The organism is Acidovorax sp. (genome assembly GCF_046339755.1).
Taxonomy (GTDB): Bacteria; Pseudomonadota; Gammaproteobacteria; order Burkholderiales; family Burkholderiaceae_C; genus Acidovorax.
The window spans coordinates 1-20,089 of sequence record NZ_JBKDTZ010000222.1 but is presented as its reverse complement, the minus strand read 5'-3'; the positions used below and the strand labels follow the sequence as shown (position 1 = coordinate 20,089).

Genomic DNA, 20,089 nt, shown 5'->3' with positions numbered 1-20,089 from the left:
TGGTGCCTTCAGTCCACGATGAACAGTGTGGCACCCAAGGGGGCGGTGGAGCGGTGCGGTTCCGCATTGTCCGCCACCTGGTAGCTCATCCCGGGGGTAAGGGTGAAGCGGCGGCCATCCTGCAGCTCGGTGTGCAGTTCGCCGGTCAGGCACAGCAGCACATGGCCCTTGGTGCACCAGTGGTCCGACACATAGCCGGGGGTGTACTCCACCTTGCGCACGCGCAACGCGCCGTACTGCAGCGTCTGCCAGAAGGCCTGACCGGCCTGGGCGCTCTTTTCGACGCGTTCGACCGTGCTCCAGTCGGTGGCGGCGAAGGGGATGTTGTTCATCTGCATGGCGGGGCGGTCTTTCGGGTTGGCAGCAGGATCGTCATGCGGGAGCGCGCTGGTGAATAGGCATCTTCTTGCCCACGAACACGGTGGCGATCACCCCCAGCGCGAAGGCCGCGGTGACCAGGTCCAGGCGCTCGCCCACCAGCGGCACGGCGAACAGCAGGCTCAGAAACGGCTGGATCAGCTGGATCTGGCTGACGCGCACGGCACCCAGGGCCAGCGCGCGGTACCAGGCGAAAAAGCCGATCCACATCGAGAACAGCGCCACATAGGCAAAGCCGAGCCAGGCCATGGTGCCGATGGCCGCAGGTGCGGCCGGCGCGAACCACCAGGTCACGGGCAGGGTCAGCGGCAGGGCACAGGCCAGCACCCAGCAGATCACCTGCTCGGCGCCCAGGCTGGGCGTGAGCCGCGCGCCGCCGATGTAGCCCAGAGCGCCCGTGGTCAGGGAGATGATGAGAAAGATGTTGGCCGCGCCCAGGTAGAAGCCGCCCGCGCGCCAGGCCATGAAGGCCAGCACCAGGCCGCTGCCCAGCACGGCGCAGGCCCAGAAGCCGGCCGAGGGGCGCTGCCGGTACCACAGGGCCCCGAGCACGGCCGTGGACAGCGGCAGCAGGGCGGTGACCACGGCGCCGTGCGTACTGGGCACGTGGCGCAGCGCCAGCGCCAGGAACAAGGGAAAGCCGACGATCACGCCGAAGGCCGTGACGCCCAGAACCGGCCATTGCTGCACCGTGGGAACACGCAGGCGCCCCTGGGACCGCTGCCAGCCCAGGTAGGCCAGCGACAGCACGCCGGCGACGGCCGCCCGTCCGAAGGTGACAAACCAGGGCGAGAGCTGGGGCGCCTCGGTGGAGCCCACCGCCAGGCGCGTCATGGGCAGGGTCGCAGCAAACAGCGTGACGCCCACCAGCCCCCAGACCAGGGCTTCGCGCTCCTGGTTGCGGTTCATAGCGTCACCATCCAGGCGGCGGTCACCACCAGTACCAGTGCCAGCGCGCGGTTGAACCAGAGCAGGCGCGTGCCCTGCGCCAGCCACTGGCGCAGCAGCGAACCCACCAGGGCATAGACGAAATTGCTCGTGAAGGCGAACACCATCATCACCACGCAGATGATGGCCAGGCGCTCGCCCGGGTTGGCCGAAGGCTGGCCGGCGGCATTCACCACCCAGCCTGCGCTCAGCGTGAGCGCCAGCATCCAGGCCTTGATGTTCACGAACTGCAGGCCCACGCCCTGCCAGAAGGTGACGGACAGGCGCGTGCTGTCCACCTGGGTCAGCTGGCCGGCACGGCTGAGCTTCCAGGCCAGCCAGAGCATGTAGGCCACGCCCAGCAGGGTCACGGCCATGCGCAGCGCCGGCACGCCGGTGATCAGCGCGCCCAGGCCCAGGCCGCTCACCAGCATCAGCAAGGTCCAGCCCGTGGGCACGGCCAGGCAGAAATTCAGCGCCCGGCGCAGCCCCAGGTTGGCGGCCAGCGCGGTGGACAGTGTGGTATTGGGCCCCGGCGAAAAGCTCATCGCGGTGCAGAAGACCAGCAGGGCAGTGAGTTCGGCAGCGGTCATGGGGCGGTCTCTGGAATCGTGGGCTTGTCAGCGTCTGGCCTTCACTGTAATCTTCACCGCCAGTACACGACCAGTACAGTACGGCAGATCAGTTGTGCATCTGTACTGGCCGAAGCGGCAATACACCGGAGCCATGGCATGCTGATGAAAACCCCCACCCAGTCGCTCACCGAGCAGCTGTCGGCGCGTTTTGGCGAGCGCATCCGCAACCGCCTGCTGGCACCGGGTGCGCGCCTGCCCTCGGTGCGCCAGTGCGCGCTGCAGCACAGCGTGAGCCCCTCGACCGTGGTGGCGGCCTACGACCAGCTGCTGGCCCAGGGCCTGGTGGAGGCGCGCAAGAACCGCGGCTTCTTCGTGCGCGAAGTGGCACCCGCGGGGTCCGAGGCGCCGCAGGCCGTGGACGTCGCGGCCATGGAGGCGGCGGGCGGCAACTGGACCACGGCGCACTGGTTCGCGGCACGCGGCGCCGGGCGCGGTTCGCCGCCGGTGAACGCCACGGCGCTGATCCGCGGCATGTTCCACAAGATCAGCGACAAGCCCCAGCCCGGCATGGGCGTGCTGCCGCCGCAGTGGCTCGAATCCACCTTCATGCCCGCCGCGGTGCGCAAGGTCACCAGCACCCGGGCGCTGCAGGAATACTCGCTGCAGTACGGCGAGCCGCTGGGCGACAGCGGCCTGCGCCGCCTGCTGGTGAAGAAGCTGGCGTCCCTGAGCGTGCACACCGCGCCCGAGAACATCCTCACCACCGTGGGCGCCACGCATGCCCTGGACATCGTGAGCCGCACCCTGCTGCGCCCTGGGGACCCGGTGATGGTGGAGGAGCCCGGCTGGGCGGTGGAGTTCGCGCGCCTGGCCGCCCTGGGCATGCACATCCTGCCGGTGCCGCGGCGTGCCGACGGGCCGGACCTGGAGGTCATGGCGCGCTACTGCGAGGTGCACAAGCCCAAGCTCTACGTGAGCGTGAGCGTGTTCCACAACCCCACGGGCTACTGCCTGTCGCCGGGCAGCGCGCACCGCATCCTGCAGCTGGCCAACCAGCACAATTTCCACATCGTCGAGGACGACACCTACAGCCACATCGCGCCCGAGCACGCGACGCGGCTCACGGCGCTCGACGGCCTGCAGCGCACCATCTACGTGAGTGGCTTCGCCAAGATCCTCGCGCCGAACTGGCGCATCGGCTTTCTGGCGGCGCCGCCAGGGCTGGTGGAGCAGCTGCTGGACACCAAGCTGCTGGCCACCCTGACCACGCCTGCACTGCTGGAAAAGGCGCTGGCCCTGTGCATCGAGCAGGGCCAGCTGCGCCGCCATGCCGAGCGCATCCGCACGCGGCTCGATGCCGCCCGGGCGCGCAGCGTCAAGCTCGCGCTGGGCGCGGGCTGCACCTTCGCGGCCGACCCGGTGGGCCTGTTCGGCTGGGTGGATACCGGCGTGGACACCGATGCGCTGTCGCAGCGCATGCTGGACGAGGGCTACCTGCTCGCGCCCGGCGCTTTGTTCCATGCCGAGCGCAAGCCCAGCACGCTGATGCGCATCAACTTCGCGACCACGCAGGATGCGACGTTCTGGCGCACCTTCGAGCGCATCGTCAAGCAAAGCCGGTGATGGGCGCACTGCCTACAATCGCCATCTGATCCCACTACCGCAAAGGAACCATGGACGTACAAGGGCGCTGGGCCGCCATGACCGAGGGCCTGCAGTCCATGGCGCAGTTCTTTCCGGGCGGGCACGAGGGGCTGCTGACGGCGATCTCCGTGACCTGGAGCTTGTACATCGCGGTGCTGGCGGTCTGGATCGTGCTGCAAAAGCGCCCCCCGGTGTCCACACTCAGCTGGATCCTGTCGATGGCGCTGCTGCCCTTCGTGGGCTATGTCATCTACTACTTCTTCGGGCCGCAGCGCCTGCGCAAGCAGCGCTTGAAGCGCATGCGCAGCCAGTCGGCGCTGTATGCGCATGCCGACTTCGCCGCCCTGCGCCAAACGGCTGCCACTGCACCCGAGGCCCTGCGCCAGCTGGTGCTGCTGGGCGAGGCCAGCTGCGAGCTGCGCGTTTCCACCGCGTCGCAGGTGGATCTGCTGGTCGACGGGGCCCAGACCTTCGATGCGATCTTCGACGCCATCCGTGCCGCGCGCCACCATGTGCACCTGGAGTACTACATCTTCGAGCCCGACGGCATCGGCACTTCCCTGCGCGACTTGCTGTTGGCCAAGGCGCGCGAGGGCGTGATCGTGCGGCTGCTGGTCGATGCACTGGGCTCCAAGCGCCTGGGCCGGCGTTTCCTGGCGCCGCTGCTCGACGCCGGCGTGCAGGTGGCCTTCTTCCATGCCTCGCGCATCGGCCGGCGTGTGCGGCCCGTGATCAACTTCCGCACCCACCGCAAGATCGTGGTCTGCGATGGCACCGTGGGGTTCACGGGCGGCATCAACATCACCGACGAGGAAGACCAGCGCGCCCGGCGCGATGCCTACCACGATGTGCACCTGCGCATCGAGGGTGGGGCCGTGCGCCTGTTGCAGATGACCTTCATGGAAGACTGGGTCTACACCACGGGCGAGGGCACCGAAGCCGTGGCGCGCGAGAGCCGGCACCTGCTGCCCGCCACCGAGCCCGGTGACCACCCGGTGCAGATCCTCACCTCGGGCCCGGACAATGCCAACGAGGCCATCCACCGCATGTACGTGGCGGCCATCCAGGTGGCCACCGAGCGCGTGTGGCTCACCACGCCGTATTTCGTGCCCGGCGAGCCCGCGCTCATGGCGCTGACCAGCGCGGCGCTGCGCGGGGTGGATGTGCGCCTGCTGGTGCCCCGGCGCAGCGATTCCTTCGTGGTCAGCGCGGCGGCGCGCTCCTACTTCGACGAGTTGATCGCCGCTGGCGTCAAGGTCTGGGAGTACACGGCCGGCATGCTGCATTCCAAGACCATGCTGGTGGACGACAACTGCGCCTTCATCGGCACCGCCAACTTCGACAACCGCAGTTTCCGCCTGAACTTCGAGGTCTGCGCCGTGGTCTACGGGCCGGCGCTGGCCCTGCCCCGGGCGCGCCAGTTCGAGGCCGACATGCGGCATGCCCGGGCCGTGCCCACGCGCCGCCGCCAGGCCTTTTTGCCGCGCCTGGGCGATGCCACGGCGCGCCTGTTCTCACCGTTGCTGTGAGATCTTGTGGCCATGTGGCCGTGGCCATGGCGATGGCATGCGCTGGAGCGCTTCGCTTTCACCCGCTGACCTGCGAAACTGGCACGCACAAGGCCAGTGACCGCCGCGCAAAGCGCCTCAGGGGGATGGTTATCGTGCCACCTCAAGGTCCGAGAGCACGCGCAGCAGGCCGCGGTTGACTTCTTCGAGGTCCATCTCCTGCGTCTCGCACAGGTGGCGGATGGCGCTCGCGTCGCCGCTCTCCAGCGCACAGGCCATCTGCAGGCTGGCGGCATAGGGGCCGGTGCGCAGCACGGTGGCATCGTAGATGCGCTCGGACAGCGGGATGCGGTGCAGGATGGTGCCCAGGGGCTCCTGCAGCAGATCGTCGATCTGCGACAGCAGTCCGCACAGGTAGATCTCGCGGCGCAGTTCGTTTTCGATGCCGGCATCCAGCAGCTGTGCCATGAGCCGGGCGCGCAGCACCATGGACTCGCGCACGGGCTGCATGTTGGGGTCGGTGTTGGAATGGGGCAACTGGTCCGACAGCCAGCGGTTGATGGACCCGTAGCCCATCATCACCAGCCCGCGGCGCAGCGAGTCGATGCCGGTGCGCAGGCCCAGCGCCGCCGAATTGGTGTACACCATGAAGCGGTAGGCCAAAAGCGGGTCCTCGCCCATGATGTCCTCGAAGGTCTCGAGCGACTGCTCCGCGTCGATGGCCTTCTGCAGCTTGGCGATCACGGCGTGCGAGGGCTGCTGCGGCGTGTGGCGCACGCTGTAGAGCACGTCTTCCGTCGGCCAGCCGGCCAGGGCCAGGGCATTGTGCTTGTCCAGGCAATGCTCCATCAGGGCGCGGCTCGGGATGTTCTCGTACATCTGCCCGGCCAGGATGGGGCTCACGGCCCGCGGTGGCGTCCGGGCTGCCGGGCTGCCGGGCCGGGGGTTGGCCTGCAGGGTGGCCACCGCGTCGGCCGGGGTCAGGCTCAGCAGGCTGTTGTCGAAACACTGCGCCACGGCGGGCTCGGGCAGCTTGCCGATGTCGCCACGCCAGACCAGCTTCAGGCCGCGCTGGTGCGCGGCCTTCACCAGGGCATAGATGCCCGAGTCCTGCAGCCAGTCGCCCCGCACCTCGATCCAGGGGGCGCCGCGGGGCGCATGTTCGAGCATGTCGGCCAGCACCTGGTGGGTCTGGGGCGACAGCAGCAGCGGTGGCGAGCTGGCGGACCACAGCTCCTGCAGCGTGCGCAGCAGGTGGCCGGTATCGACCACGGCGGCCGGGGATTCGTTCTGGACGTAGAGCTGGATGGCAGCGAGTTTGCGGGCACGGTTCCACAGGGGGCGGTACCCCAGGATCAGGCTGCCGAGGACGGATTGGACCATGGGCTCTCAGGCGTTGTCTCGTTGGGGTCCGTCCCCCCGCCAGGGAGTGCGGCTCAGGGCAGGCCCGCTTTAACTGATGAAATTGAACAGGGACAGCTTCTGCACCTGGGCATAGGACTTGAGCGCTGCCTCATAGCCCACCTGCTGGTTCTGGAAGTCTGAAATGCCCTTGATCATATCCAGATCCTCGGCGCGCGAGCGGTCGCCCTCGAGCTGGATCGAGCGCTTTTCCTGGTCGCCCGTGATGCGGTCGGCGCGGTTGAGCAGTTCGCCCGCGTAGCTGCGCGTGTTGCTGATGCGGTCCAGGCCGATGTCGATGTTGGTCAGGGCCTGCCCCACGGCCTGGGTCGCGGCGTTGCTGTTGACGGCGCCGCGGATGTCGCGGATCGCGCTGTCCAGCGTGCTGAACACGCTGGCGGCGGGCGCCATGGTGATGCTGTCCCCGGTGGCCGGGTTGCCCTTGATGTCGAAGGTCAGCCCGGGCACGCCGGTCACGGCGATCGTCACCGGCTTGTCGGTCGGGTAGTCCGGCACCACCACCGGCGCCGACGTCACGCCGGTGGTGGTGTTGGTGATGGTGTAGGTCGCCGAGGTGGTGCCGATGGTGGCCCCGGGGACCACCGACGTGAAGTTGATCGTGTAGTTGTCACCCGTCACCAGGCTCAGGTCCACCGGCTTGGCACCGGTCGTCGTGAGCTGCTGGTTGTTGTTGAGGGTGGCCGGGTTGACCTGGATGTTGTAGGCGCCATCGCGCTGGGGCTGGAACATGAAGGCGAACTCGCCATCCAGCGTGTTGGGAATGGCCACGCCGGTGCTGCCCGTCTGCCCGGGCTGGCCGTTGAACAGGTAGTCCGGCGAGACCGACTGCGGTCCCAGGAAGGGGGCCAGCGCACTGCCCAGCGCGCCCAGCAGCGGAATGCCGTTGGTGTCCTTGCGGTTGGCCACCTCCTGCAGCTGTTCGCGGATGCCCTGCAACTGGTTGGCGATGGTGGCGCGGTCGCTGGACGTGAGGGTGGGGCTGCCGGCGCTCACCATGAGTTCGCGTGCGCTCTGCACCAGGCCCATGGCGTCGCCGAGCGAGGATTCCGCCTGGGCGATGGCGTTGCGCTGGGTCTCCAGGGCGCGCTGCTCCGTCTGGATGCGGGTGAGCCGGGTGAGCGCGCGCTCGGCCTGCGCGGCCGAGACCGGATCGTCGCTGGCGCGCACGACGCGCTTGCCCGAGGTCAGGTTCTCCTGCAGGTTGGACAGGTTGGTCTGGCGCGCGCCCAGGTTGCGCAGCGCGTTGTCGTACATGTTGGCGGTGCCAAGGCGGTAGAGGGTATTGCTCATGTCGAACTCCTGGACCTGTATTCCAACGTGGTCATTTCAGTTTTCCCTTGCGCCGACCACCCTTTGCGGCCTGCGACACCGGCGCGGCCACGGCAAGCGCCCCCGCGCATGGGCCGCCCCGCCGCGCTGGGGGCGTCCCCCTGGGGGGACGGCGCGAAGCGACTCAGGGGGGAGCAGGTCATCGCGTCAATCCTTGAATCAGGGTATCGAAGATGCTCTGTGCAATCTGCAGCATTTTGGCGGAAGCCTGGTAGGCCTGCTGGTACTGGATCAGCTTGGCCGCCTCTTCGTCGAGGTTGACGCCCGAGACTGCCGTGCGGTCGCGCTCCAGGTTGGCGGCGATGGTGGTCGACAGCTCGGCGGCAAAGGTGGCGCTCTGCGTGCGCGTGCCCACCTGGGCCATCAGGCCGGCATAGCCGTCTGCCATCGTGGACTCGTCGAACATCTTCACGTCGCGCAGGTTCATCAGCGAGGTGGCATTGCCGGCGTTGCGCGTGTAGTTGTCGCCGTACTGCGGGTCCAGCGCATTGCCCACCCGAACGGTGTCGCCGGTCTTGGGCGAGCCCTGCAGCTTGATCTCCCAGCCATCGACGGTGATGGTGGAGCCGGAGGTGTAGGGTATGCCCGCCGTGCCCGAAGGCGGCGTGGTCGAGCCCGTCACCGTGTAGCTGGTCGGCGGGCCGGCGGCAAAGGTCAGCGTCACGCCGCCGGGGATGGGCGGCGTCACCAGGGCATCGGTGGACTTGAGCCCCGCCAACTGCAGCGTGCCGCCATTGGTCGTGCCCATGGCCGCGTTGATGGGGTTGGCGGCCGCCAGGTCGCGCGGCGAGTACACCAGGGCGTTGATGTTGGCCCCTGCCGAGTTGAACGGCTGGAACAGCATGCGTTCGCCAGGCGCGCCGGGCGTGGTGAGGTTGACGGTCATCCCGTCGATGTCCAGCGGGGCCAGGTTGGCCGCGTCGGTGAAGGCCGTGGCCTTGCCGTCGGACAGGCGCACCACCTGGCCGGCCGTGCCGGTGGTGAACCGGATCTCGTAGTCGGACGCCGCGAACTTGGTGGGGTCCGTGAAGGTCACATTGCCCACGCCGCCGCCGTTGGTCAGGCCGGGCATGGATGTGGGCAGGGAGAACAGGTCCTTGCCCATCTGGCCGTCCAGCGTGAGGCCCAGCTTGTGCTGCTCGTTCATGGTCATGCCGATGGCCATGGCCATGCGCCCGAGCAGGTTGCGGCTCTCCGACAGGTCGGTGTTGTTGAAGCGCAGCAGGCCGGAGACCGATCCCCCACCCATCATGTTCTCGTCCACCTCGATGGCCGGCGCGCCGGGGCGGTTGAAGAACAGCTTGAGCTGGCCGCTGCCGGGGAACTGCGTGGCATCGTCCACCGAGACCTCGGAGGGCGTGGTGCCCAGCACCAGGGGCTGGCTGCCGCCCACGAACAGGCCCACGGTGCCGTCGTCGGCCGGGATCTGCGTGGTCTGCACGTACTGGTTGACCTCGCGGATCAGCTGGTCGCGGTGGTCCAGCAGGTCGTTGGGCGTCTGGCCATTGCCCTTGGCGCGTGCGATCTGCTCGTTCACGGCGGCGATCTGGCCGGCCAGGCTGTTGATGGCGGTGATGCTGCTTTGCAGCTGTTCCTTCACCGTGTACTCGATCTCGTCGACACGTTCCGCGGCCGCGCGCATGCGCGACGCGGTCTCGTCGATGCGCGTGAGCACCAGCGTGCGGGCCGTGATGTCGGTGGGCGCGCTCACCACATCCGAGAAGGCGTTCATCATGTCGTTGATGGCTGCGCCCAGGCCGGTGGCCCCGCCGCTGAACACGTCCTGCAATTGGCGCAGGCGCTCTGCGCGCACGATGTCGCCGCTCTGCACCGAACCGGCCGCGGCCGACTGGCGCGTGAGCAGTTCGCTCTGGTTGCGCAGGATGGTCTGCACGTCCACGCCCTGGCCGATGTAGCCGCCGCCGGTGAACTGGCCCTGCACGGTCTGCAGCACCACGGTCTGGCGCGAATAGCCCGGCGTGTTGACGTTGGCAATGTTGTTGCCCGCGGTCTGCAGGGCCACCTGGTTGGCGAGCAGGGCGCGGGCACCGACGTTGAGCAGGCTCATGGTTTACCTCGTGTCCTCAGGCCTGCGCCCGCTGCTGCTGCGCACGCTGCACGCTGTTGATGGCGCCGCTGAGCTTGCGGGCGTACCCGGGGTCCGTGGCGTAGCCCGCCTTCTGCAGTGCGGAGGCATAGTCCATGGCCGAGCCGGACTGCGCCACGGACTCCGCCTTTTCATAGCGCGGGCTTTCCTTGATGAGGCGCGCGTAGTCGCGGAACGAATCCTCGTACGAGTCGTAGGCCCGGAACTTGGCCACCACCTTGCGCGGCGTGCCGTTGATGTACTCGGTGGTCGTGATCTCGGCGACCTTGCCGGTCCAGCCCTTGCCGGCCTTGATGCCGAACAGGTTGAAGGAGTTGCTGCCGTCGGCGTTCTTGATCTCGCTCTTGCCCCAGCCCGTTTCGTGCCCGGCCTGGCCGAGCATGAAGCTCGCGGGGATGCCGCTTTCCTGCGCCACCTTCTCGGCCGTGCCGCTCAGGTGCTGCACGAAGCCATCGCGGCCCTTGGGCGCCTGGCCCACGGCCTCGGTGCTGGCGGGGCTGGCGCTCACCTTGGCGGCGGCGGGACGCTGGACCTGCGACAGGCTCATCGTCGAAGGCACGGAGAAGGACGGGTCGGGCCCGCCCATCTGGCGCGAGAGCTGGCGTGCGATGGCTTCGGACAGCCCGCCGGGCTGGCCGGCCATCTGCACCGACAGCTGCTGGTCCAGCAGGTCGGTGCCCAGGTCGCCCTGGGCGCCGTCCATCAGGCCGGACTTCATGGTGGCCTCGCGCATGCTCTTGATCATCTCGCGCATGAACAGCGATTCGAACTGCTTGGCGGCCTCTTTCGCGGCCTGGGGATTGTTGTTGCCGGCCTCGTACTTGAGCGCGTTCAGCGACTTGACGTCGGCCGCCAGCGCGTTCGACGTGCTGGTGCTTGCGGACGACGAGGGCAGCGTGAGGGCCATGGTCAGATCACTTCGAGCTCGGCGTTCAGGGCGCCGGCGGCCTTGATGGCCTGCAGGATGGCGAGCAGGTCACCGGGCGTGGCGCCCAGCGTGTTCAGCGCGCGCACCACGTCGGCGAGCTGCGGCGAGGGCGGCATCTGGATGATGTTGCCCGGCTCCTGGTTGATCTTGATGTCGCTTTGCTGCGTGACCACGGTCTGCCCCTGCGACAGCGGGTTGGGCTGGCTGATGACGGGGCGCGAGCTGATGGTGATGGACAGGTTGCCGTGCGCAATGGCGCAGGGGCCCAGGGTCACCGCCTGGTTGAGCACGATGGAGCCGGTGCGCGCATTGATCACCACCTTGGCGGCAGGGGCCGCCATTTCGAGCGGCAGCTCTTCCAGGTCGGCGATGAAGCCGACGCGGGCGCCGGGGTCGCTGGGCGCGCGCACCTGCACCGTGCGGCCGTCCAGGGCCGTGGCGAGGTTGTTGCCCAGGCGGCTGTTGATGGCCTGGGCCACGCGGCGGGCGGTCTGGAAGTCCGAGGCATTGAGCCCCAGGCTGATGGTGTCGCCCTCGTTCAGGGGCGTGGGAACGGAACGTTCGACCTGGGCACCCAGCGGGATGCGCCCGGCGGCTAGGTGGTTGATCTGCACCTTGCTGCCGCCAGCGGAGGCGCCGGCGCCGCCCACCACCAGGTTGCCCTGGGCCAGGGCGTAGATCTCGCCGTCGGCACCGCGCAGGGGCGTGACCATGAGCATGCCGCCCTTGAGCGACTTGGAGTTGCCCATGGAGGAGACGTTGACGTCGATCTGCTGGCCGGGCTGGGCGAAGGCGGGCAGCTGGGCCGTGACGATCACGGCGGCCACGTTCTTGAGCTGCAGCTGCGAGGCCGTGCCGGGCGGCAGGCTGATGCCCATCTGCTGCAGGTAGTTGGACATGGCCTGCGTGGTGTAGGGCATCTGGGTGGTCTGGTCACCCGTGCCATCGAGGCCCACGACCAGGCCATAGCCGGTCAACTGGTTGGTGCGAACGCCCTGCACCGCCGCGATTTCCTTGATGCGCAGCGCATGCGCCGGCCAGGCCGCACACGCCAGGGCCAATGCGATGGCCGACAGCCACAGCGTGCGCAGGGGGTGTGCCAGGAAGGGGAGGGGCAAGGCTTTCATGGGCTTCATTGTGGGCTGTCGCCGCACAAGGGAATGCCCAAAAAGAGGCGAATTCACCCGTCTTTTGGGAGTGGGGCCCGGTTACATTTTCCGGGCTTGGCCGGCACCGGCGCCCCCGCTGTCGGCCGGGCGGTGGTGCCAGGCCGCTGCGCATCATTCGCAGTAGTTGTTCGTGAAGCCCTTCCAGGGCTTGCGCAGCATGAAGGGCAGGGTGTCCCAGGCGCTCCAGGTGCGCGGATCGTCGAAATTGACCGTGGCCGCCGGCGCGATGATGGCCGTGACCATCCAGACGCCGGAATCCAGCCCCTGCAGGGTGAGGTTGCCGCCCAGGATCACCTCGGTCTGGGCGCCGCCCAGGTTGTCGGCCACGGCGGTGTAGGCGTCCGTCGTCTGGATGTTGCCCGGTGCCAGGTAGACCTTGAAGATGGCGCCGGTGGTGATCAGCGGCGAGCGCACCAGGGGAAAGACGAAGCTGTTGTCCCGGTGGAAGATCACATACACGTTCTGCAGCGTGCCCGGGGTGGTCCCCACCGCCGCTTTGCCGGCGTCGTATTTGATGGTGAAGGCGAACTGGTCCAGCGCCGTGGCGTCGCAGGGCGAAAACTTGATGCCTGCGGGCAGGGTCTTGTTCTTGGAGGCGGCCTCGGAGGCGGAGCCCTTGGGCGCCACCAGGCTCAGCGCCACGGAGTAGGCGTAGGTGGTGGGCTGCGCCTGGGCAACGGGCGAAAATGCAGCGGCCAGGGCCGTGAGGCCGCATGCCAGGGAGCTGCGAAAAAAGGACATCGTGAACCTCGGGTCTGAATGCACAAGGGCGCTGCGCTGGCTGCATGGCCTGCATCCGATCCGCAGGCGCCCGGTCACATTTTGTATCAGAACGGTGTCACGGTGTTGAAGAAGCGGCCCAGCCAGCCGGTCACCTGGGCTTCGCCCTGGGCGCCGCGGCCACGCGATTCCACGCGCACGTTGGCGACCTGGGTGGAGGCCACGATGGAGCCGGGCTGCAGGGCGCGGGGGTCCACGGTGCCCGAGAAGCGCAGCACATCCACATTCTGGTTCACCCCGATCTGCTTTTCGCCGGCCACGATCAGGTGGCCGTTGGGCAGCACGTCGATGACGGTCGCGGTGATCGAGCCCTGGAAGGTGTTGGCGCTTTCGGTGCCGCCCTTGCCCTCGAAGGCATTTTCCGAATTCGCGCCCACGCCCAGCTTGTCGGTGAACTTCTGGCCGGTGAATGGCAGTGCGGTCACCCCGCTGCTGACCTTGGAGGTGCGATCCACGGTGGACGAGGACTTCTGGCTCGCCGTCACGTTTTCCACGATCTGGATGGTGACGTTGTCGCCCACCAGGCGTGCACGCCGGTCTTCGAAGGACGGGCGGTAGCTGGCGGTGTGGAACAGGCCGCCGGTGACCGGTGGCGGGGTGCGCGGTGCGACAGCGGCCAGGGGCGGCGGCGTGGTGGGCAGGATGTCCACGGGCGGCGGCGGGGACATGCTGGCGCAGCCGGTGCTGAGCACGGCGGCAGCCAGGCTGGGCCAAGCAAGGAGGCGCGCGCGGGCGCCCTGGAAGGCGTGGAGGATCGTGGTCATGGGAAGAATCCTGGCAAGAATGGGGCTTGTGGCCTGTCTGCTGCTTACATCTGGCTGAGCTTGGCCAGCATCTGGTCCGAGGTCTGGATGGCCTTGGAATTCATTTCGTAGGCGCGCTGGGTCTGGATCATGGTCACCAGCTCCTGCACCACGTTCACGTTGGAGGTTTCGAGGTAGCCCTGCAGGATGGTGCCCAGGCCATTGGTGCCGGGCGTGCCCTGCTGCGGCTGGCCGGAAGCGGCGGTCTCGACGAACAGGTTCTGGCCGCGCGGCTCCAGGCCGCCCGGGTTCACGAAGGTGGACATGGCGATGTTGCCCAGCGGCTGCGGCGCGGTGTTGCCCGGCACGGTGGCCGTGACGGCGCCCTCGGCGCTGATGGAGACGCTGGTGGCGTTGGCCGGCACGGTGATGCCGTTGGCGATGGGCAGGCCGCTGGAGGTGACCAGGCGGCCCTGCGAGTCGAGCTGGAACGAACCGTCGCGGGTGTAGCCGATGGTGCCGTCGGGCTGCGTGACCTCGAAGAAGCCATTGCCCTTGATGGCCACGTCCAGGTTGTTGTTGGACTGCTGCATGCTGCCCTGCATGAAGTTGCGCGCCGTGGCCACGGTGCGCACCCCCAGGCCCAGGTGCAGGCCGGTGGGCAGCTGGCTTTGCTCGGTGGTCTGGGCGCCCACCTGGCGCAGGTTCTGGTAGATCAGGTCTTCGAACACCGCGTTGGCACGCTTGTAGCCGGTGGTGGACACGTTGGCCAGGTTGTGCGAGATGACGTCCAGCTGGGTCTGCTGGGCTTCCATGCCGGTCTTGGCGATCCAGAGGGAGTTGATCATGGCGATTTCCTAGAGGGGGCTGGTGGCGGTTCAGCCGTTGATGCTCAGCAACTGGCTGGCGGCTTTGTCGTCGGCTTCTGCGGTCTGCAGCATCTTGATCTGCTGCTCGAACTGGCGCGAGGCGGCGATCATGCCGACCATGGTTTCCACGGCGTTCACGTTGGAGCCTTCGATGGCCCCCGAGAGCAGGCGGGCATTGGGGTCGTTGGGGATCTGTTCGCCCGATGTGGCGCGGAACAGCCCGTCGTCGCCGCGCTTGAGCGGGTCTTCGGCGGTGGGTGTGGCCAGCTTCAGGCGGCCGATGGCGGCGGGCGGCTGGCCCGCGGTCTTGGCGGTGAGGGTGCCGTCGGAGCCGAGCGAGACCTCGGAGTTCGGCGGCACATCGATGGGGCCGCCGCCGTCCGACAGCACGGTCAGCCCGGTGTTCGTGAGCAGGGCGCCGGTGGGCGAGACTTCAAAACCGCCGTTGCGGGTGTAGGCCTCCAGGCCATCGAGGCCCTGCACGGCAAACCAGGCGTTGCCGACGGCCATGGCATCGAGGGCGCGGCCCGTGCGCTGCACCGGGCCCGGCTTGTCCACGTAGCCCGAGGTGGCCTCCAGCGCAAACACGCGCGTGGTGGAGCCATCGCCCTGCAGCGGGACGGAGCGGAAGGTGGACATCTCCGCACGAAAGCCGTTGGTGGACGCATTGGCCAGGTTGTTGGCCAGCACCGACTGCCGGTGGGCAGCGGCGTTGGCCCCTGTCATGGAGGTGTAGATGATGCGGTCCATGGCGGCTTCCGGTCAGGGGGTCAGGGGCGTGTCAGCGCAGGTTCACCAGGGTGGACATCACCTGGTCTTGCGTCTTGATGGTCTGCGCATTGGCCTGGTAGGTGCGCTGCGCGGTCATCATGTTCACGAGTTCGGCCGTGAGGTCGACGTTGGAGTCCTCCAGCGCGCCCGAGCGCAGGGCACCGAAGTTGCCGTCGGTGGCCGTGCCCATCACGGGCTGGCCCGATTCGAAGGTGGCCACCCAGTTGTTGCCGCCCACCGAGGCCAGGCCCTGGGTGTTGCGGAAGCTCGACAGCGCGATCTGGCCTTCGGCGCGGGTGACGCCGTTGGAGTAGCGCGTCATGATCATGCCGTTGTTCTCGACGTTGATGCCCGTGAGGTCGCCCGCGGTATAGCCGTCCTGCGAGAGGTCGGACACGGAGAACTTGCGGCCGAACTGCGTCACGTTGTCCAGGTTCACCTCGACGTCGTAGGCGGGCAGGTTGTTCGGGTTGGGCGGCGTGGGGTTCACGTTCAGCGTCAGCGCAAAGCCGGTGGCGGGCGGCGTGGCGGCCGGGCCGGTGATCACGCCGTTGTTGTCGAAGGTGATCTGGCCGATGGCCGTGGCGACCACGGGCGGCACGGCCGTGGGATCGTCCAGGGCGTCGTACACATCCCAGGTGTTGTCGGTGGCGGTCTTCTGGAAGTACAGGTTGACCGGCTTGGCCACGCCCTGGCTGTCGAACACGTTGATCGAGGTGCCGTAGGTGGCGCGTGGCGTGGCGGGCACGGGCGGGGTGGCGGCCGGGTCGCCGGCGGCATCGGTGGCGCGCGCATCCAGGTTGAAGGCGGCGTCGATCCGGGTGGTCTGCTTGGCGGGGATCGGCTCCGAGGTCGGGAACACCATGGGGATCGGGTCGGTGCCGGTGCGCAGGCCGGTGGTGGGGTCGATCGGGTAGCCCATGACCTTGGCGTTGTCATTGGTCACCATGTTGCCCACCTTGTCCAGCTTGAAGTTGCCGGCGCGGGTGTAGGCGGACGAACCGTCGGGCAGCTGCAGCGTGAAGAAGCCGTTGCCGTTGATGGCCACGTCCAGGCTGTTGCCGGTGATGGTCAGGTTGCCCTGTGTGAACTGCTGGGCCACGGCGGCCGTCTCCACGCCGATGCCGGCGTTGGAGCCCCCGGCCGAGCCGATGGCATTGGCCACCATTTCGGCGAATTCCGCACGCGACGCCTTGAAGCCCACGGTGTTGGAGTTGGCGATGTTGTGGCCGATGACGTCCAGGTTCTTGCTGGCGGCGTTCAGGCCGGAGAGGCCTTGCTGGAAACCCATGGTGTTCTCCTTGAGAGGGCGTGTGCGGGGAATCGGGGGAGGGGCAGCCGGGGTCCGTCGTCAGACGATGGACTTGATCTGGCCGTAGTTGATGTTCTTGCCGTTGGCCAGCGTGAGCACGAGCTGGCCATCGGTGGCGCCCGCCCCGGTGACCTTGGACTGGGTGAGTGCCGTGTATTCGAGCGTGGTGGCGCCGTTGACCGCCTTGACGCGGAACTGCAGGCCTTCCTTGCTGCCCTTGTAGCCGCTGGCGTCCCAGTCGAAGTTGTGGCGGCCCATCTCCTTGGGGCCCAGGTCCACGGTGTCGACCACCTGGCCGCCAGGCGTCACGATTTCCACCTCCACCTTGGTGGCGGGATAGGCGATCTCGAAGCCGGCCTTGCCCACGTTGTCCACAACGGTCATGCCCGAACCCTCGGTCATCACATTGCGTCCGACCAGGGTCGTGCCCTGCATGACCTGCAGGGAGTTGAACTGGGCGGCCATGCTCTGCATGGTGGTGTTGAGCTGCTGGATGCCGGTGACGGTGTTGATCTGCGCGATCTGCGAGGTCATCTGGGCGTTGTCCAGCGGGTTCATCGGGTCCTGGTTGTTGAGCTGCGCGACGAGCAGCTTGAGGAACCGGTCCTGGGAGGCGGCGGGGTCGTTGGCCGCCGTCGCCTTGGCATTGGCGGTGTCGGCGGTCGTGGCGGCATTGGTGGCGCTGAGGATCATGGTGAGGGTCTCCCGGGGTTACTGGCCCATCTGCAGGGTCTTGAGCAGAAGTGACTTGGCCGTGTTCATCACCTCGACGTTGTTCTGGTACGAGCGCGACGCTGAAATCATGTTCACCATCTCCTCCACGGCGTTGACGTTGGAATGGGTCACGTAGCCCTGTTCGTCGGCGGAGGGGTGGCTGGGGTCGTGGATCTTGCGGCCGGGCACATTGCTCTCGGTGATGGCGCTCACGCGCACGCCGTCCGAGCCTTCCTGGCCCATGTTGGTGGTGCGAAACACCACCTGGCGGGCCTTGTAGGCATTGCCGTCGGGGCCGGCCACCGCATCGACGTTGGCCAGGTTGCTGGCCACGACGTTCAGGCGCTGGGACTGCGCGCTGATGGCGCTGCCCGAGACGTTGAAGATGGAGAACATGGACATGGTGGTGTGCCTTTTGGGGAATGCGGGGGCGCTTACTGGCCCTGGATGGCGCTGAGCATGGTCTTGGCGTTGCCGTTGATGAAGCGCAGCGTGGCTTCGTAGCGCACGGCGTTGTCCACGAAGGCGGCGCGTTCGCGGTCCAGGTCGACCGAGTTGTTGTCCAGGGCGGGCTGGGTCTGCAGGGAGTAGGCCAGCTTGCCCTTGTTCCCCAGCTCGGCCGAGGAGCCCTCGTCGGCGGTGGAGGCGGTGATGTGCCGCGGATCGGTGCCGATGGTGACCGTGGGCCGCTGGCTGGTGTAGCCGGAGTTGCCCAGCGTGGTGGTGGACAGTTGGTGGGGCGATTCGGTGTACGAGGAGCGCTCGCCCGTGGCGTTGCTCAGTGCGTCGGAAAATTTGAAGTCGCGCGCGACGTAGCCGGGGGTGTCGGCGTTGGCGATATTGCTGGCGATGGCGCGCTGGCGCTCGGCACGCAGTATCAGTGCGTTGCCGTGGAAGTCCAGCCGGTTGGTCATCTTGTCAAGCATGTCTGCCTCACGTCCAGGTTGCGAAACGCCAGTGAAAACGGTTTTCTGGCGTGGCTCGATTATGAAAACCGCCTGGATTTTCTAAAGCGCGAAGAGCCCGCGTTTGCGGTCGCAGTTCGGGGCATCGACGGCCGCCCGAAGGCCTACAGTGAGGGTCGAGAATTGGCCTGTGCAGCGCGCTGCAGGGCCGCACCGGTCTACCAGGAGACGCCCCATGGCACCCGCATTCCGCACCTTTTCCACCGCCGGCCGCGCCGCACTGGCCGCCCTTGCCGGCACCTTGCTGGCCGGCATGGCACAGGCGCAGGCCGTGGCCGACCCGGCTGCGGACCTGCCCGCCCTGACCCAGCGCTGGCTGGACGACGCGATCGCGCGCAACCAGCCCGCAGGCCTGCCGCTGCGCATGGAGGTGAGCATCGGTGCGCTGGACACCCGGCTGCGCCTGGCGCCCTGTGCCCGGGTCGAGCCCTACCTGCCGGCGGGGTCGCGCCTGTGGGGCCGCACCCGGCTGGGCCTGCGCTGTGTGGAAGGGCAAAGCGCCTGGAACGTGTTCCTGCCCGTCACCGTCAAGGCCTGGGGGCCGGCCTGGGTGCTCACGGGCAACGTCGCCTCCGGCGCGGTGCTGGCCGCCAGCGACGCCGCCGAGGCCGAGGTGGACTGGGCGGCCGATGCCGCCCCCATCGTGGCCAATCCCGACCAATGGGTCGGCCAGATCGCCTCGCGCCCGCTGGTGGCAGGCCAGGCCCTGCGCCAGCCCATGGTTCGGGCACCGAGCATCTTCAAGGCCGGGGCGCAGGTGCGGGTGGTGGCGCAAGGGCCCGGTTTTGCGGTAACCTCAGCGGGGCAGGCACTCACAGCGGGTGCTGCAGGCCAGACTGTGCGAGTCCGAATGGACAATGGCCGTACAATCTCTGGTATTGTGGGTGAAAATGGAACGATCGACGTTACCCTTTGATTCATCCCGCCTGCATAAATAGCTAAAGTCCAGCGCCAAGAGGTCGAAAACATTGCTACGAGCTCCGTGTCATCGGAGCGCTGGAGAAGGCGATGAAGATAGGTCAACAACCGGAACTTCCGGGCGCACTGGCGCAGACGGGGCAGGCCAAGCAGGCCAAGGCCCCCGCTGCAGCCCCGGTGGCACCCGAAGGAGTGGCGCAAGGCATGAAGGCTGCCTCGGCCCCTGGCGTGCCTGTGACGGTTTCCACTGCGGCCCGGGCCCTGGACCAGACCACCCGTGCAGCAAGCGATTTCGATACGAAGAAGGTGGCTGCCGTGCGTGCAGCCATCGAAAAGGGTACTTTCTCGGTCAGCGCCGGCGCGATTGCCGACAAGCTGCTGGCCAATGCGCAAGAGATCTTTTCCCGCTCGCGCGGCTAGCGTGACTTCCCTCTTCCAGGCGTCACAGGCCCGCATCCACCAGGACCTGCCGTGACCACCCCTCTGGAAGATGCCTTGCAGACCGTAGAGCAGCATATCGAAGCGGTGTCTGCCGCCCTGCTCAAGGCCGATGCCCCCACCCTCGAACAAGCAAGCACCGGGCTGCGCGACGCCGCAGCCCGTTTTACGTATGCGCTGGACCTCTCCCGCCAGCAGGTGAGCAGCATCACCCCCGCCCTGAAGGCCCGCATGGACGCCATCGCCGCAACCCTGGTGGTGCACCGCGAAAGCCTGGCCCGCCTGGCCGCCATCACCGACCGCCAGACCGCCGTGCTCGTCCCCTCCCAGGACAGCTCCGCCAACGCCACTTACGGCAACGGCCTGGGCGGCAAGCAAAAAGCCGCCGGCATCGCCAAGATCTACCGCTCGGCCGGCTGATCCGCGCACGCCACGGCGCCGCAATGCGGCTTTGTATGGCCACAATTCTCGGTTTGTATTGGTACATAAGCGCAGTGCGCGCAAGCGCGCGAGCAGCAGGCCGTGGATAGCGCGCGGCCCAAGCCAGGGCCGCCGTGCACGGGCCGCCCCGCCGCACTGGCTGCGTCCCCCT

Annotated in this window: 21 protein-coding genes; 5 read left to right on the top strand and 16 right to left on the bottom strand. The window is 67.8% G+C overall.

The window, feature by feature from the left end:
- Nucleotides 1-8 precede the first annotated feature (8 nt).
- The 3 genes from ACK59X_RS18650 to ACK59X_RS18640 are packed head-to-tail and all read right to left on the bottom strand — an operon-like array spanning nt 9 to nt 1,898.
- Nucleotides 9-338 (bottom strand): DHCW motif cupin fold protein, encoded by a 330-nt coding sequence (locus ACK59X_RS18650; protein ID WP_409959608.1) that lies wholly within the window; start codon nt 336-338, stop codon nt 9-11.
- 34 nt (nt 339-372) lie between these two features.
- On the bottom strand, nt 373-1,287 hold the full coding sequence (locus ACK59X_RS18645; RefSeq protein WP_409959606.1) for a DMT family transporter: 915 nt from the start codon (nt 1,285-1,287) through the stop codon (nt 373-375).
- Nucleotides 1,284-1,898: a LysE family translocator gene (locus tag ACK59X_RS18640; RefSeq protein ID WP_409959604.1), complete on the bottom strand. Its 615-nt coding sequence runs from the start codon at nt 1,896-1,898 to the stop codon at nt 1,284-1,286. The genes ACK59X_RS18645 and ACK59X_RS18640 overlap by 4 nt, the downstream gene beginning before the upstream one ends.
- A 138-nt stretch (nt 1,899-2,036) precedes the next feature.
- Here ACK59X_RS18640 and ACK59X_RS18635 point away from each other — a divergent pair, with 138 nt between their 5' ends.
- Both ACK59X_RS18635 and cls read left to right on the top strand, forming a co-directional pair.
- Nucleotides 2,037-3,503 carry a PLP-dependent aminotransferase family protein gene (locus tag ACK59X_RS18635; protein WP_409959602.1) on the top strand — a complete coding sequence of 489 codons (1,467 nt, stop codon included), beginning with the start codon at nt 2,037-2,039 and terminating at the stop codon, nt 3,501-3,503.
- 98 nt (nt 3,504-3,601) lie between these two features.
- The gene (gene cls, locus ACK59X_RS18630) at nt 3,602-5,053 is read left to right on the top strand and encodes a cardiolipin synthase (protein ID WP_409959645.1); all 1,452 of its coding nucleotides are present in this window, start codon (nt 3,602-3,604) and stop codon (nt 5,051-5,053) included.
- Between the two features lie 129 nt (nt 5,054-5,182).
- Here cls and ACK59X_RS18625 read toward each other — a convergent pair whose 3' ends face one another.
- From ACK59X_RS18625 to ACK59X_RS18565, 13 genes are all read right to left on the bottom strand, one after another.
- The gene (locus ACK59X_RS18625) at nt 5,183-6,415 is read right to left on the bottom strand and encodes an HDOD domain-containing protein (protein ID WP_409959600.1); all 1,233 of its coding nucleotides are present in this window, start codon (nt 6,413-6,415) and stop codon (nt 5,183-5,185) included.
- 69 nt (nt 6,416-6,484) lie between these two features.
- A complete protein-coding gene (gene flgL, locus ACK59X_RS18620) occupies nt 6,485-7,744 on the bottom strand; it encodes a flagellar hook-associated protein FlgL (RefSeq protein WP_409959598.1) in 1,260 nt (419 codons plus the stop codon).
- A 178-nt stretch (nt 7,745-7,922) separates the two neighbouring features.
- Nucleotides 7,923-9,851: a flagellar hook-associated protein FlgK gene (gene flgK / locus ACK59X_RS18615; protein ID WP_409959596.1), complete on the bottom strand. Its 1,929-nt coding sequence runs from the start codon at nt 9,849-9,851 to the stop codon at nt 7,923-7,925.
- Nucleotides 9,852-9,867: 16 nt separating this feature from the next.
- Nucleotides 9,868-10,797 (bottom strand): flagellar assembly peptidoglycan hydrolase FlgJ, encoded by a 930-nt coding sequence (gene flgJ, locus ACK59X_RS18610; protein ID WP_409959594.1) that lies wholly within the window; start codon nt 10,795-10,797, stop codon nt 9,868-9,870.
- A 2-nt stretch (nt 10,798-10,799) separates the two neighbouring features.
- Entirely contained in the window at nt 10,800-11,954 is a 1,155-nt protein-coding gene (locus ACK59X_RS18605; RefSeq protein WP_409959592.1) for a flagellar basal body P-ring protein FlgI, read from the bottom strand.
- 144 nt (nt 11,955-12,098) lie between these two features.
- Nucleotides 12,099-12,728: a hypothetical protein gene (locus ACK59X_RS18600; protein ID WP_409959590.1), complete on the bottom strand. Its 630-nt coding sequence runs from the start codon at nt 12,726-12,728 to the stop codon at nt 12,099-12,101.
- An 86-nt stretch (nt 12,729-12,814) separates the two neighbouring features.
- Complete coding sequence (locus ACK59X_RS18595) at nt 12,815-13,531, bottom strand: flagellar basal body L-ring protein FlgH (RefSeq protein WP_409959588.1); 717 nt, start codon at nt 13,529-13,531, stop codon at nt 12,815-12,817.
- A 44-nt stretch (nt 13,532-13,575) separates the two neighbouring features.
- On the bottom strand, nt 13,576-14,358 hold the full coding sequence (gene flgG, locus ACK59X_RS18590; protein WP_409959586.1) for a flagellar basal-body rod protein FlgG: 783 nt from the start codon (nt 14,356-14,358) through the stop codon (nt 13,576-13,578).
- A 30-nt stretch (nt 14,359-14,388) separates the two neighbouring features.
- On the bottom strand, nt 14,389-15,129 hold the full coding sequence (gene flgF / locus ACK59X_RS18585; RefSeq protein WP_409959584.1) for a flagellar basal-body rod protein FlgF: 741 nt from the start codon (nt 15,127-15,129) through the stop codon (nt 14,389-14,391).
- A 31-nt stretch (nt 15,130-15,160) separates the two neighbouring features.
- Complete coding sequence (flgE, locus tag ACK59X_RS18580; protein WP_409959582.1) at nt 15,161-16,441, bottom strand: flagellar hook protein FlgE; 1,281 nt, start codon at nt 16,439-16,441, stop codon at nt 15,161-15,163.
- Nucleotides 16,442-16,501: 60 nt separating this feature from the next.
- Nucleotides 16,502-17,155 carry a flagellar hook assembly protein FlgD gene (locus tag ACK59X_RS18575; RefSeq protein WP_409959580.1) on the bottom strand — a complete coding sequence of 218 codons (654 nt, stop codon included), beginning with the start codon at nt 17,153-17,155 and terminating at the stop codon, nt 16,502-16,504.
- Nucleotides 17,156-17,173: 18 nt separating this feature from the next.
- A complete protein-coding gene (gene flgC, locus ACK59X_RS18570) occupies nt 17,174-17,578 on the bottom strand; it encodes a flagellar basal body rod protein FlgC (RefSeq protein WP_409959578.1) in 405 nt (134 codons plus the stop codon).
- 32 nt (nt 17,579-17,610) lie between these two features.
- Nucleotides 17,611-18,102 carry a flagellar basal body rod protein FlgB gene (locus tag ACK59X_RS18565; RefSeq protein WP_409959576.1) on the bottom strand — a complete coding sequence of 164 codons (492 nt, stop codon included), beginning with the start codon at nt 18,100-18,102 and terminating at the stop codon, nt 17,611-17,613.
- 214 nt (nt 18,103-18,316) lie between these two features.
- Here ACK59X_RS18565 and flgA point away from each other — a divergent pair, with 214 nt between their 5' ends.
- From flgA to ACK59X_RS18550, 3 genes are all read left to right on the top strand, one after another.
- Entirely contained in the window at nt 18,317-19,057 is a 741-nt protein-coding gene (gene flgA / locus ACK59X_RS18560; protein WP_409959574.1) for a flagellar basal body P-ring formation chaperone FlgA, read from the top strand.
- A gap of 92 nt (nt 19,058-19,149) precedes the next feature.
- Entirely contained in the window at nt 19,150-19,479 is a 330-nt protein-coding gene (gene flgM, locus ACK59X_RS18555; protein ID WP_409959572.1) for a flagellar biosynthesis anti-sigma factor FlgM, read from the top strand.
- Nucleotides 19,480-19,530: 51 nt separating this feature from the next.
- Entirely contained in the window at nt 19,531-19,917 is a 387-nt protein-coding gene (locus ACK59X_RS18550; protein ID WP_409959570.1) for a hypothetical protein, read from the top strand.
- Nucleotides 19,918-20,089: the final 172 nt, after the last annotated feature.

Bases quoted from the DNA above. Each gene is read 5' to 3' on its own strand.
- ACK59X_RS18650 (WP_409959608.1), bottom strand. From the start codon at position 338: ATGCAGATGAACAACATCCCCTTCGCCGCCACCGACTGGAGCACGGTC.
- ACK59X_RS18645 (WP_409959606.1), bottom strand. From the start codon at position 1,287: ATGAACCGCAACCAGGAGCGCGAAGCCCTGGTCTGGGGGCTGGTGGGC.
- ACK59X_RS18640 (WP_409959604.1), bottom strand. From the start codon at position 1,898: ATGACCGCTGCCGAACTCACTGCCCTGCTGGTCTTCTGCACCGCGATG.
- ACK59X_RS18635 (WP_409959602.1), top strand. From the start codon at position 2,037: ATGCTGATGAAAACCCCCACCCAGTCGCTCACCGAGCAGCTGTCGGCG.
- cls (WP_409959645.1), top strand. From the start codon at position 3,602: ATGGCGCAGTTCTTTCCGGGCGGGCACGAGGGGCTGCTGACGGCGATC.
- ACK59X_RS18625 (WP_409959600.1), bottom strand. From the start codon at position 6,415: ATGGTCCAATCCGTCCTCGGCAGCCTGATCCTGGGGTACCGCCCCCTG.
- flgL (WP_409959598.1), bottom strand. From the start codon at position 7,744: ATGAGCAATACCCTCTACCGCCTTGGCACCGCCAACATGTACGACAAC.
- flgK (WP_409959596.1), bottom strand. From the start codon at position 9,851: ATGAGCCTGCTCAACGTCGGTGCCCGCGCCCTGCTCGCCAACCAGGTG.
- flgJ (WP_409959594.1), bottom strand. From the start codon at position 10,797: ATGGCCCTCACGCTGCCCTCGTCGTCCGCAAGCACCAGCACGTCGAAC.
- ACK59X_RS18605 (WP_409959592.1), bottom strand. From the start codon at position 11,954: ATGAAGCCCATGAAAGCCTTGCCCCTCCCCTTCCTGGCACACCCCCTG.
- ACK59X_RS18600 (WP_409959590.1), bottom strand. From the start codon at position 12,728: ATGTCCTTTTTTCGCAGCTCCCTGGCATGCGGCCTCACGGCCCTGGCC.
- ACK59X_RS18595 (WP_409959588.1), bottom strand. From the start codon at position 13,531: ATGACCACGATCCTCCACGCCTTCCAGGGCGCCCGCGCGCGCCTCCTT.
- flgG (WP_409959586.1), bottom strand. From the start codon at position 14,358: ATGATCAACTCCCTCTGGATCGCCAAGACCGGCATGGAAGCCCAGCAG.
- flgF (WP_409959584.1), bottom strand. From the start codon at position 15,129: ATGGACCGCATCATCTACACCTCCATGACAGGGGCCAACGCCGCTGCC.
- flgE (WP_409959582.1), bottom strand. From the start codon at position 16,441: ATGGGTTTCCAGCAAGGCCTCTCCGGCCTGAACGCCGCCAGCAAGAAC.
- ACK59X_RS18575 (WP_409959580.1), bottom strand. From the start codon at position 17,155: ATGATCCTCAGCGCCACCAATGCCGCCACGACCGCCGACACCGCCAAT.
- flgC (WP_409959578.1), bottom strand. From the start codon at position 17,578: ATGTCCATGTTCTCCATCTTCAACGTCTCGGGCAGCGCCATCAGCGCG.
- ACK59X_RS18565 (WP_409959576.1), bottom strand. From the start codon at position 18,102: ATGCTTGACAAGATGACCAACCGGCTGGACTTCCACGGCAACGCACTG.
- flgA (WP_409959574.1), top strand. From the start codon at position 18,317: ATGGCACCCGCATTCCGCACCTTTTCCACCGCCGGCCGCGCCGCACTG.
- flgM (WP_409959572.1), top strand. From the start codon at position 19,150: ATGAAGATAGGTCAACAACCGGAACTTCCGGGCGCACTGGCGCAGACG.